The sequence below is a fragment of the Paenibacillus sp. J22R160 genome (assembly GCF_059692135.1).
On sequence record NZ_JCAUAU010000017.1, the window covers coordinates 56354 to 68988 of the forward strand.

Genomic DNA, 12635 nt, shown 5'->3' on the forward strand with positions numbered 1-12635 from the left:
GCTAGTTATAATAACTAGCCTTGTTCTTAGTTTAAAGGTATTAAAAAAATTGATCCTTAGGGTGATCTGATGAGTGAAGTAGTCCCTGTTGTTGAGCTTAACAACATTACGAAGAGGTTTCCGGGCATCGTGGCGAATGATGCGATCAGCTTGAAGCTGATGAAGGGTGAAATCCATGCCCTGCTGGGCGAAAATGGTGCGGGTAAATCCACACTGATGAATATTTTGTTCGGGCTGTATCAGCCGGACGAGGGTTTTATTAAAGTGCAAGGCAATGAGGTTTTTATTGATAGCCCGAATCGGGCGATTGAGCTGGGCATCGGGATGGTGCATCAGCATTTTAAGCTTGTACAGCCGTTTACCGTTACGGAGAACATTATTTTGGGCATGGAGCCGAAAAAAGGGCTGAATGTCGATATCAAAACAGCGCAAGACAAAGTGCGCAAGCTATCTGAGCAATATGGGCTTCGCGTTGATCCAAAAGCAAGAATTGAAGATATTTCCGTCGGCATGCAGCAACGCGTTGAAATATTGAAAACGCTATATCGCGGCGCTGATATTCTCATTTTTGACGAACCGACTGCTGTACTAACGCCGCAAGAAATTAGTGAATTGATGGTCATCATGCGCAATCTTGTGAAAGAGGGCAAATCCATCATTCTCATTACACATAAGCTGAAAGAAATTATGGAGATTGCTGATACCGTAACGATTATTCGCCGCGGGAAAGTGATTGGTTCTATCGCAAGCAAAGACGCGAATCCGCAAATTTTGGCTGAGAAAATGGTCGGGCGCGATGTCTCCTTTAAAGTGGAGAAGAAAGAAGCGAAGCTCGGAGAGCCTGTTCTTCAAGTTAATAACCTGGTTGTTCGAAATCAACAAGGGCTTGCTGCATTGAAAGAGCTCAATTTCGAGGTGAAAGCCGGAGAAATTCTGGGGATCGCCGGTGTAGATGGCAATGGACAGAGTGAATTGATCGAGGCGTTAACAGGGCTGCGATCCATTGATAGCGGACAAGTGCTGCTGGCGGGAAGCGACATCACGAACCACACGCCGAGAGAGATCTCGGAGGCAGGGTTGTCGCATATTCCGGAGGACAGGCATAAGCATGGACTCGTGCTCGATTTCTCCATGAGTGAAAACATGGTGCTGGAGACGTACTTCCATCCTGCCTATAACAAAGGGGGCTTCCTCAATTACGAAGCAATTGACCGCCATGCGGAAGCGCTGATTAAGCAGTTCGACGTAAGGACGCCAAGCATTTACAATAAGGCTCGCTCCTTGTCGGGAGGAAACCAACAAAAAGCAATTATTGCCAGGGAAATACACAAGAATCCAAACCTGCTGATTGCCGCTCAACCAACGCGTGGATTGGACGTAGGAGCGATTGAATTCGTACATCGCCAACTGATCGAGCAGCGGAACAAGGGCAAAGCGGTTTTGTTGATTTCTTTTGAGCTGGATGAAATTATGAACGTATCGGACCGTATTGCCGTTATCTACGAAGGACAGATTGTGGGAGAAGTGCTGCCGCAAGAGACGAACGATCAAGAGATCGGACTTCTGATGGCTGGCAGTAAGCGCACAGGGAAAGGAGCTGCTCATGAATAAAGTTGCTCGTATTTTTACAAGTGAATCAGCGGTGAATCCCATCGTTGCGATTGTGCTCGGGCTGTTATTCGGAGCGCTCGTCATGTTAGCAGGCGGCTATAATCCGATTGCTGCTTATGGGGCATTATTTTCCCGCGTTTTCGGAAATTCGTATGATATCGGGGAATCGATTCGTGCGATTACTCCTTTGATTTTGACGGGATTATCCGTTGCTTTTGCATTCCGTACAGGCCTTTTTAATATCGGAGCTGAGGGGCAGTTCGTCATGGGGATGACGGGGGCTACGTTTATCGGTGTGAAAGTGACAGGTCTTCCGTGGATTATTCACGCACCTTTGGCCGTTATCGTCGGAGCGCTTATTGGCGGGCTCTGGGGAGCTATCGCCGGCTATTTGAAAGCCAAACGCGGGGTTAATGAAGTTATTACAACGATCATGCTCAACTGGATCGCGTTATTCCTGTCGAACTATATCGTGAACACGTTCCTCTTAGAGCCGAAGCAGCAGCGTTCTTATATGATTCAGGACTCGGCTTCGCTTAGCATCACTTGGTTGTCGGACCTTATGAACCATGCCAGGATCCACTGGGGCACTGTGATTGCAATCCTTGCAGCAATCGTCTTTTATGTGATTCTTTGGAAAACAAGACAAGGCTACGAGCTGCGTGCCGTTGGCCATAATATTGATGCTGCGAAGTATGCGGGCATGAATGTGAATCGCAACATTATTAAAGCAATGTTTATCTCGGGTGTTTTTGCCGGTCTAGGCGGCGTATTTGAAATTCTGGGTGTGTTCCATTATCAGGTCGTTGCGGCAGGCACACCGGGTTACGGATTTGATGGCATCGCGGTATCCTTGCTGGGCGCTAACAATCCGATCGGGATTGTCCTTGGAGCCGCGCTATTCGGCGGATTATCCTACGGATCAGCGGGAATGAGCTTCGGGGCCGATGTGCCGCCGGAAATTATCCGCATCGTTATCGGCTCGGTGATCTTCTTCGTAGCCACACAAGGTATCGTTAAATGGGTGCTCATCCCGTTCTATAGCAAACGCAAGAAAGAGAGGGCGTCGTAACATGGACCTGCTCACAATGCTCAACGCGTTTTTCACGAAATTCAGTGAACTTATTAACACAACGCTCGTTTACTCCACGGCGCTGATCTTCGGAGCTCTAGCTGGTATTTTCTCGGAGCGCTCCGGCGTGGTCAACATCGGGATTGAGGGACTTATGGTCTCCGGGGCCTTCGCTTCTGCGGTTGGCGCTTATTATGCGGAAGAGGCCAACATGGGTGTTTGGTCTCCATGGATCGGCTTGCTAACGGCCATGGTGTTTGCACTGATCTTTGCGCTCATTCATGCGGTAGCGACAATTACCTTTAAAGCGAATCAAGTCATCAGCGGTGTCGTTATTAACTTCTTAGCTGCTGGCGTCACTTTGTTCCTGGTAAAAGTTCTCTTCAATGGCGCTGGGCAAACTGAAACGTTAAACGATGTATTTTCAAAATGGGAGTTTCCGCTTTTGTCGAAAATCCCGTATATCGGATATGCTTTATTTACCGCTTATCCGACTACCTATATTGCTCTAATTCTCGTTGCTGTTACGTACTATGTGCTGTTCAAGACACCATTCGGTCTGCGCCTTCGCTCCGTTGGTGAGCATCCGAGTGCTGCGGATACCGTTGGGATTAAGGTGAAGCGGGTTCGTTATATCGCTGTTTTGATCAGCGGTCTGCTTGGCGGCCTTGGCGGCGCAACCATCACATTGACGACAACAAGCGCCTTCTCGCATAACACGATTTCCGGCCAAGGCTTTATTGCGATGGCTGCGATGATCTTCGGCAAGTGGCATCCGTTTGGCGCTCTTGGCGCGGCTGTGTTCTTCGGTATGGCGCAGGCGCTCAACAACTTCATGCGGTTGTTCGATTTCTCCAAGAACATCCCGCAGGAGTTCCTCTACATGCTGCCTTATGTGTTAACGATCTTAGTACTGGCAGGCGCCGTAGGCCGGGCGAAAGCGCCATCGGCTCTTGGTGAGCCTTACGATCCGGGTAAACGATAAAACTATGAAGTGCACCTCTTAGAATAGACATTGGAAATACCCTTTGGGTAGATCCGATGAAATTCTAAGGGGTGTTTTTTGCATGTGGGGAACAAGGGGGCCTTATTTCAGGGGAATAGGCCGATTTGAAGGCATGGGCGGAACTACAGGGCCTTATACGCGCTCGAATCGGCTTAATTCCAGCCAAATGAGCGAAATAGAGGATCACAGTTCCCTGATTCGGGCAGAATGGTGGTTTCTTGGTGAATAGGGGACTGTAGTTCCCTTCCGCTGAAAGGGACTAGCTGGACTTGCGCCCACACAGCCCAAGTACCCCAACCAACCCTACTCGTGCACACTCACAAGGATTTGATTTGATTCCGGTACTCCGTCGGAGAAACGCCGTATAAGCGACGGAATTGTTTGGAAAAATATAACGGATCATAAAAGCCCACAGAGGCTGCGATCTGCTCGATCGTCAGCTCCAGCCGCTCGCGCAGCAGTTGGCGCGCTTTATCGACACGAAGCTTGAGGAGAAATGTGACAGGAGTGACCTTGGTGTGGCGCTTGAACAGGCGCGACAAATAGGCGCGGTTATAGCCCAAGCTCTCTGCCATCATTTCAATGGTAATCGGCTCGGCATATTGGGTGGACAAATAGTGAATAGCCTGCTGCACAATCCGGTCGCTCTCCGCCTCCGAGACGATGCCGGCTGTTGTGGAGGCAGATAGAGCTTCGCAATACTCGCCTAATAATAGGAGTAGATAACCGATGGATTTCAGCTTTGCGCTCACATTCTTGGCTCGTAAAGCTTGTTGAATATGGCGAAACAGCACAGGGATATGTCGATTGCGCTTGATGTGAAAGATAGGCTGCAGGGGATTAATGCCTGTAGAAGCTACCAAAGTTGGAGCTTGTTCGCCTGTAAAGGCAATCCAGCAGTAATGCCACGGATCATTTTCATCCGAAACATAGCTGATAAGCTGTTCTGGCTCAATGACGAAGCTGTCTCCCGCGCCTAGCGCATACTCTTCTCCCTGTGTGGAAAACACGCCTCTGCCTGAAATGACATAGTGAATTAAGTAGTAGTCGTATACTTTGGGGCCTAACCGATGTACAGGTTTCGTCTGACTCTCTCCAGCAAACAGCACAGTCAATGCGCTCTCTCCAGATGGTAGTGGATTCGAAACGACATAGTAGCTTTCCTGCTTGGGCATGACTTATCTTCAGCTCCGTTGGATGTGTCCTTATGGTCCTATTAATTTACCATACTTAGCAGCCAAGAAGAAAGTTTGAAATCACATTTTTCCATGTGAAAATAACATGCTTCCATAGCCAACAGTGCGTTCTTCTCTTATACTGAAGTTACAAACTTGCTCCTACATCAATCCTACAAAAAACTAAAGGCGGTGCCAGAATGGCAGATTTGCAAGCTTTAAAAGACACGTTTATTGAAATTTACGGGGAATCCGCAGCGCCAATTTCAGCGTTTCATGCTCCAGGCCGGGTTAACCTGATCGGTGAGCACACGGATTACAATGGCGGTTATGTATTCCCGGCGGCATTAACGTTCGGAACGACGCTGCTGATCCGTCCAAGACAAGACCGTGTCATCGGATTTGCATCGACCAATCTGGCGCTTCGCAAACAAATTTCCATAGATGACTTGACCTACCAAGAAGAAGATAATTGGATAAACTATCCGAAAGGTATCTTCGTCCACTTGGCTCAAGAAGGCATGCCAGCTACGAAAGGTTACGACCTTTTGTTCCACGGTGAAATTCCGAACGGCGCTGGACTCTCGTCCTCAGCTTCCATTGAAGTTGTAACGGCATATGCCCTTGAAACTCTTGAGAAATATCCAATTGATACCGTGAAGATTGCCCTTCTAGCGCAAAAAACAGAGAACCAATTCGTTGGCGTGAACTGTGGCATCATGGACCAATTCGCTGTAGCTAATGGGAAAAAGGATCATGCAATCCTGCTCATGTGCGATACGCTTGAGTATCGCCATGTACCATTCCATAGCGGCAGCTACAAGCTAGTGATCGGAAACACGAACAAACGCAGAGGTCTCGTCGACTCCGCTTACAATGAAAGAAGAAGCCAATGCGAGCAGGCGGTTGTTTACCTGCAAAAGCAGTTCCCGTCCATCACGCTGCTTGGACAGCTAAACCTGGATCAATTCAACGAATACAAGCATCTAATCCCGGACGAAACGGTTCGCCGCAGAGCGCAGCACGTTGTAGAAGAAATTGACCGTGTGCTCAAGTCCATCGAGGTTCTTGAACAAAATGATCTTGAAGCTTTTGGCAGGCTGATGGTTGGTTCCCACAACTCACTGCGTGATCTCTATGAAGTAACTGGTGTTGAGCTAGATACAATGGTTGCGGCAGCGTTGAAGGTTCCGGGAGTGCTAGGCTCGCGCATGACGGGTGCAGGCTTCGGAGGTTGTACGGTTTCCTTGGTTCACGAAGACAGCGTACAAACATTTATCGATCAAGTCGGCAAAGAATATACAGAAAAGACAGGTTTGACACCGAGCTTCTACGTATGTGATATCGGGAATGGCGTCGAACAGATCGGGGAGGTGTTATAAATGGCGATTCTAGTAACGGGCGGAGCCGGTTATATCGGTTCGCATGCAGTGGCTGAGCTGCTGGAAAAAGGGGAAGAGGTTGTTATTGTCGATAACTTGCAACAAGGGCACAGAGATGCTGTGCTTGGCGGCAAGCTGTATGTCGGCGATCTGCGTGACGGTGAGTTTCTGGATACTGTTTTTTCAGAAAACAGCATTGATGCCATCATCCATTTCGCAGCGAATTCGCTAGTTGGCGAGAGCATGACTAATCCTGCTAAATACTATCACAACAACGTGTACGGAACGCTCTGCTTGCTTGAAAAAATGAATCAATACGGCGTGAAAAATATCGTGTTCTCGTCGACAGCTGCTACCTATGGCGAGCCTGAGAACATTCCGATTCTGGAAAGCGACCGCACCCTGCCTACGAATACGTATGGCGAGACGAAGCTGGCGATGGAAAAAATGATGAAATGGTTCGACACGGCCCATGGCATCAAATATGTATCTCTTCGTTACTTTAATGCAGCGGGCGCACATGCCGGCGGCAAAATCGGCGAGGATCACAGCCCAGAGACGCACCTTATTCCAATCATTTTACAAGTAGCACTTGGTCAAAGAGCACATATCTCCATCTACGGAGACGATTATGCAACAGAAGACGGCACTTGCGTGCGCGACTACATTCACGTCAGCGACTTGGCTAGCGCCCATGTGCTAGCGGTAGAGAAGCTGCGCGGCGGAGCTGAAAGCAATATTTATAACCTGGGCAACGGCACAGGCTTCTCAGTTAAACAAGTGATCGATATCGCGCGCAAAGTAACGGGGCATGCAATTCCTGCTGTGATCGAGCCGCGGAGAGCAGGCGACCCTGCAACCTTGATTGCCTCGTCAGAGCGTGCAAGAACGGAGCTGGGCTGGAAGCCGAGCCGCGATTCCTTGGAATCCATCATTGAAAGTGCATGGAACTGGCACCAAAATAACCCGAGCGGTTACGCTGAGTAAGCTTGTTTAGAAAGGAATGTGGCACACATGGAACGGACAGTTGAAGCATCGCAGTTTACCGCATTGACCATAGAGAGGCTCCTTCAGTTTGCGAAGCAAAATGGACTCATTGAGCAGTTGGATGTCTATATTTCACGAAATGCTTTGCTAGATTTATTCGGGCTTGCTGAGCCTTATGCAGGAGAAGTGCCGGATGAGAAGTTAAGCAGCCCTGTAGCGCTGCTGGAAGAGCTGCTGGATGCAGCATATGAGGCAGGCCTCCTGGAAGAGAACACAGCCACGTACCGAGATCTGTTGGACGCACGGATTATGGGGCTGCTCATGCCTCGTCCTTCCGAGGTTGTGAATCAATTCTGGAACACAGCGAAGACCAATGGGGTAGAGGCAGCAACGAATTATTTTTATAAGCAATCTATTGATTCCAATTATATTCGGATGGATCGTATTCAGAAGAATGAATACTGGCTAGCGGGCACAGCGTACGGCGATCTTGAGATCACGATCAATCTCTCCAAACCGGAGAAGGATCCGAAGGAAATTGCCCTGCTCAAAACGCTGCCGCAAAGCAGCTACCCCGCATGCCTGCTCTGCGCAGACAACTTAGGCTATGCCGGACGTGTGAATCACCCGGCAAGACAGAACCTGCGATTCATTCCATTAGAGCTGGATAACGAGAAATGGTATTTGCAATACTCGCCTTACGTGTATTACAACGAGCACAGCATTATTTTCAATGAGAAACATATCCCGATGAAAACAACAGCGAATACGTTCTATCGTTTGCTCGATTTCATCGATCAATTCCCGCATTACTTCATCGGGTCCAACGCCGATCTGCCGATCGTGGGCGGTTCCATTCTGAACCATGACCACTTCCAGGGCGGACGCCATCAATTCCCGATGGAGAAAGCGCCGAGTGAGAAAACATTCGCGAACGCTGAGTTCGCTGGCGTGAAGGCCGCTATCGTGAAGTGGCCGATGTCGGTAATCCGCTTGAGCGGTCATAACAAGCAGCAGCTCTATAAGCTATCGAGCAAGCTGCTTGAAGACTGGCGCGCATACAGCGATGCGGAAGCAGACGTCCTCGCCTTCAGCGAGAAGGACGGACAGCGGATCCCGCATAACACGATTACCCCGATCGCCCGCAACAACGCACGGGGCGAGTACGAGCTTGACCTGGTGCTGCGGAACAACCGCACAAGTGAAGAGCATCCGGATGGTATCTTCCATCCGCACCAGAACTTGCACCACATCAAGAAGGAGAACATCGGCTTGATTGAGGTTATGGGGCTGGCGGTACTGCCAGGCCGTTTGCAGGAGGAGCTTGCGGATATCGCCAAGATCCTCACCGGCGAAGCCGACTTCGGCAGCGCAATCCGCGATGAGGCCTCTCATCCGCTGCATAAGCATGCGGCTTGGATTGAGGCGATGCTCGCGAAGCACGGCGCTGCGCTGACGGCAGACGGCGCGAAAGCGGTGCTGCAGGAGGAAGTCGGCAGCAAGTTCATGGACGTGCTGCTCGACGCGGGCGTGTTCAAGCGTGATGAAGCCGGGCAAGCGGCTTTTGATCGGTTTTTGAAAGCTGCGGGCTTTGCGCAGCAGCAATAAGAGGAGCTCCCTGGTCATAGGACCGGGGAGTTTTTTGCGAATTGTGGCGGGAGGAGGATCACTCCGCATGCCGTTAGGGGAACTACAGGGCGCTATTTCAATAGGAATAGCCCATTGAGCGGTGAGGGGGAACTACAGTCCACTATTTTGCCGATTTTAGTGGAACTAAGCTGATTCGAGCGTGATTAAGGTCCTGTAGTTCCGCCTGGACTTACAAATAAGCCTAAATTCCCGAAATAAGGTCCTGTAGTTCCCCTTTCGCAACCGCTCCCATAGAAGTTTCACCGAATCTACATTTCAGCAGGAGGAGTGCTATAAGTGCACGTGGGGTGGTATATTGTGCAGGCGGTACCAGTCTAGCGGTTTTGGTGAAGCATCAACCCTTTGAATACTGGACACGATTTTAGTAAACTTAATAGGTAGTAGATGGAAAATTCACTTGATCGAATCCTATGAGGACCGAGGAGGCTAAACCAGCATGGATAGCTTTAAGGCGTTGGTGGTGGAGAAGACAGAGGAACGTTTTTCCGCCCAAGTGAAAGAGCTGCGAATGGAAGATTTACCACCGGGTGAAGTGACGATACGCGTGCGCTACTCGGGTATTAACTATAAAGATGCGTTGGCCTGCAGTCCGAACGGGCGCGTTGTCCGCAAGTACCCTATTGTGCCCGGCATCGATCTGGCCGGTACGGTGGCCGCTTCGTCTGACCCGCGCTTTCGCGAGGGCGATGAGGTGCTGGTGACCAGCTATGAGCTGGGAACGGGGCATTACGGCGGGTTTAGCGCCTACGCGCGCGTTCCAGCCGACTGGGTTGTGCCGCTGCCGAAGGGGCTGTCCCACAAAGAGTCCATGATACTGGGGACGGCTGGTTTTACGGCAGCATTATCGATACAGCGCATGGAGGAGAACGGGCTGAGCATGGAGAAGGGCCCTGTGCTCGTTCGCGGCGCCACCGGGGGGGTAGGCAGTAACAGCGTATCGATGCTGGCCGCGCTCGGTTACGAGGTGGAAGCCAGTACGGGCAAGTCCGCCGACCATGCGTATTTGCTCGATTTGGGGGCCAAGCGTGTCGTAACCCGGGAGGAACTATCCCCGTCCGTCAGGAAGCCGCTGGATAAGGAATATTGGGCTGGCTGTGTCGACCCCGTTGGAGGAGACTCGCTTGCCTATGTGCTGAGCCGAATGAAGTACGGCGGATCCATAGCGGTGAGCGGAGTGACCGGTGGCGGTGAATTTGCCGCGACGGTGTTTCCTTTTATACTGCGAGGCGTGAATCTATTGGGTATTGATTCGGTGCTCTGCCCCTCCGATATTCGGAGGCCTTTGTGGGAGCGGATGGCTGGGGAATTGAAACCGCGGCTGCTTGAGCGGATGGTGTACAAAGAAGTGACATTGGATGGGGCTGCCCAGGCGACGCAAGAGGTTTTGGACGGGAAAGTTAGAGGGCGAGTGCTTGTTAGCTTGTTGTAACTCTGGCATACAGTAACGATGATAAGTTGGGAGAGATGACGTTGAAAATAAGGGTTTCGGCGGTGCAGTACCATTTGCACTCGATACATAACTTTGAGGAGTTCGCTGCGCAGGTGGAGCATTATGTGAAGGTGGCTCAGGAGTTTGAGGCTGACTTTGTGCTGTTTCCTGAGCTGTTTACGACACAGTTGATGTCCATTGGCGATGAACACGGGAAAGCACTGCCGATTGAGGCGTTGCCGTCGTATACGGAGGATTATCGGAGGCTTTTTCAAGGGCTGGCGAAGCAAACGGGCATGCACCTCATTGGCGGTACGCACATTACCTCTGAGGAGGGTAAGCTGTATAACACGGCCTTTTTATTTTATCCGGATGGGCGTATAGGGGAGCAGAAAAAGCTGCATATTACCCCGACCGAGGTGAAGGAATGGAATATGGGGGCTGGGGATTCGCTGCAGGTTTTCGACACGGAGAAAGGCCGCATCGCGATACTCGTCTGCTATGACGTGGAATTCCCGGAGATCGTCCGAATGGCTAGAGCCCGCGGCGCTGATGTGCTGTTTGCTCCTTCCTGTACGGATGACCGGCATGGGTTTCACCGAGTGCGCTACACGTGCCATGCTCGTACAATCGAGAATCAAATCTACGTCGTCACGACGGGCACGGTCGGCGCTCTGCCAACAGTTGATTTCATGAGGGCAAACTTCGGGCAGGCCGCGGTGCTAACCCCGAATGATGTGCCTTTTCCGCCAAAAGGCATTATGGTTGAAGGCGAAATCAACGGTGACATGGTGGTCACGGCTGATTTGGATCTGGATTTGCTGACCCTCGTCCGCGAAAAAGGCTCTGTCACCACATGGCGCGACCGCAGGACGGATCTGTACACCGATTGGTCCTAATTAGGGCGAGGGGGTATACATCGTAGCATGAGTAGCATGAAGGATAACCAATCGCACAAATTTTACGCTAAAAAGCTGTACGTCTTCGACGGCGACAAGCCCGCTCAGGCAGTCATACGCAATTATGAAAAAGCGGATATTGGCGCGCTGATTCGTGTTCAGCAGGAAAGCTTTCCACCGCCTTTTCCGTCAGAGTTATGGTGGAATGAGGAGCAGCTTACGGAGCATGTCACACGATTCCCGCAAGGCGCACTCTGTGTTGAGGTGGAGGGGAAGATTGTTGGCTCCATCACGGGGCTGCTTGTCAACTATGACGAAGCGCATGCCGCTGATCATAGCTGGTCGACGCTAACAGACGATGGCTACATCCGCACGCACCAGCCAAACGGCGATACGCTGTATATTGTGGATATCTGCGTGATGCCCGCATACCGCAAGTTCGGCCTTGGCAAATGGATGATGCAGTCCATGTATGAAGTGGTCGTGCATTTGGGGCTGCGCAGACTGCTCGGAGGAGGGCGCATGCCGGGGTACCACCGGCGTGCCGAAGCGATGACCGCAGAGGAGTATGCGAAGGCGGTCATGGCAGGGACCTGCAAGGACCCGGTTATTACATTCCTGCTGCGCTGCGGGAGAACGCCGGTGAAAGTTGTACCGGATTATTTGCAGGATGAGGAATCATTGAACTATGCGCTTTTGATGGAATGGCGGAATCCATTTCGAATTAGGACGTAAAGGAGCTTGAGGAACTAATGGAATACATACGGATAACAAGTATTGACAACCCTTTGTTTCGTGCGATGCATGATCTGATGAAAGAGGTATTCCCGCCGGAAGAAGTGCTGGAATATTCTCTGTGGAAAGAGCCATTGGAGGACCCGGGTATTCGGGTGTTCGTTGCTGTGCACGAAGGGAAGGTCGTTGGCACGACAGAGTACCGCTATTATGGGGATTTTCAAGTGGCGATGACGGACTTCACGATCATTGGTCAAGCGGGACTTGGCATTGGCCGTTTCCTGGCGCGCAAACGCTGGAATGACCTAGAAGCTTTAGCAGCCGAGTCGGGTAAGCCGATGCTGGGGATGTTTGCTGAGATTTATGATCCCTATCGGATCGAAGGACATGCGTTCGGCGGCGTGAAGCCGATGGACCCTTACGTGCGGCGAGAAGTCTTGTCGCATCTCGGTTACAAGCGAATTGATTTCCGATATGTACATCCTTCTTGGGAAAACAATGGGGAAGCGGTGGAGGAACTGGATCTTTGTTTCCTTCCGACAGATGAACACATGACACAGCTTGATGCGGCGATTGTCGTGGCGTTCTTGAAGCGTTACTATGCCGTTCTGGCGAATAAACCGCAAGCTTGGCATGCTATGGTTAAGGGGCTAGAGGGGAAAGTATCGCTGGCACTTTTACCTTTATAA

12 protein-coding genes are annotated in these 12635 nt (G+C 50.8%); 11 read left to right on the forward strand and 1 reads right to left on the reverse strand.

What is annotated here, in order from left to right; all coding sequences use genetic code 11:
- Positions 1-69 precede the first annotated feature (69 nt).
- The 4 genes from AC58UW_RS25350 (at position 70) to AC58UW_RS25365 (ending at position 3918) form a co-directional block, all read left to right on the forward strand.
- On the forward strand, positions 70-1611 hold the full coding sequence (locus AC58UW_RS25350) for an ABC transporter ATP-binding protein (RefSeq protein ID WP_497423353.1): 1542 nt from the start codon (positions 70-72) through the stop codon (positions 1609-1611).
- Entirely contained in the window at positions 1604-2683 is a 1080-nt protein-coding gene (locus tag AC58UW_RS25355; protein ID WP_497423354.1) for an ABC transporter permease, read from the forward strand. The genes AC58UW_RS25350 and AC58UW_RS25355 overlap by 8 nt, the downstream gene beginning before the upstream one ends.
- A gap of 1 nt (position 2684) precedes the next feature.
- Entirely contained in the window at positions 2685-3668 is a 984-nt protein-coding gene (locus AC58UW_RS25360; protein ID WP_497423355.1) for an ABC transporter permease, read from the forward strand.
- Between the two features lie 82 nt (positions 3669-3750).
- Positions 3751-3918 (forward strand): hypothetical protein, encoded by a 168-nt coding sequence (locus AC58UW_RS25365; RefSeq protein WP_497423356.1) that lies wholly within the window; start codon positions 3751-3753, stop codon positions 3916-3918.
- Between the two features lie 88 nt (positions 3919-4006).
- On the opposite strand, the gene AC58UW_RS25370 is transcribed toward AC58UW_RS25365, so the two are convergent.
- Entirely contained in the window at positions 4007-4864 is an 858-nt protein-coding gene (locus AC58UW_RS25370) for an AraC family ligand binding domain-containing protein (RefSeq protein WP_497423357.1), read from the reverse strand.
- A 200-nt stretch (positions 4865-5064) separates the two neighbouring features.
- Between AC58UW_RS25370 and AC58UW_RS25375 the strand changes: the two genes are divergently transcribed.
- The 7 genes from AC58UW_RS25375 (at position 5065) to AC58UW_RS25405 (ending at position 12635) form a co-directional block, all read left to right on the forward strand.
- Positions 5065-6246, forward strand: a complete 1182-nt coding sequence (locus AC58UW_RS25375) for a galactokinase (protein WP_497423358.1) — start codon at positions 5065-5067, stop codon at positions 6244-6246.
- Complete coding sequence (gene galE / locus AC58UW_RS25380; protein WP_497423359.1) at positions 6247-7233, forward strand: UDP-glucose 4-epimerase GalE; 987 nt, start codon at positions 6247-6249, stop codon at positions 7231-7233. It abuts the gene before it with no gap.
- Positions 7234-7260: 27 nt separating this feature from the next.
- Positions 7261-8841, forward strand: coding sequence for a UDP-glucose--hexose-1-phosphate uridylyltransferase (locus AC58UW_RS25385; RefSeq protein ID WP_497423360.1), 1581 nt, complete (start codon positions 7261-7263; stop codon positions 8839-8841).
- Positions 8842-9319: 478 nt separating this feature from the next.
- A complete protein-coding gene (locus tag AC58UW_RS25390; RefSeq protein WP_497423361.1) occupies positions 9320-10312 on the forward strand; it encodes an acrylyl-CoA reductase family protein in 993 nt (330 codons plus the stop codon).
- A 41-nt stretch (positions 10313-10353) separates the two neighbouring features.
- Positions 10354-11211: a carbon-nitrogen hydrolase family protein gene (locus AC58UW_RS25395; protein ID WP_497423362.1), complete on the forward strand. Its 858-nt coding sequence runs from the start codon at positions 10354-10356 to the stop codon at positions 11209-11211.
- A gap of 27 nt (positions 11212-11238) precedes the next feature.
- Entirely contained in the window at positions 11239-11946 is a 708-nt protein-coding gene (locus AC58UW_RS25400) for a GNAT family N-acetyltransferase (protein ID WP_497423363.1), read from the forward strand.
- A gap of 17 nt (positions 11947-11963) precedes the next feature.
- Complete coding sequence (locus tag AC58UW_RS25405) at positions 11964-12635, forward strand: GNAT family N-acetyltransferase (protein ID WP_497423364.1); 672 nt, start codon at positions 11964-11966, stop codon at positions 12633-12635.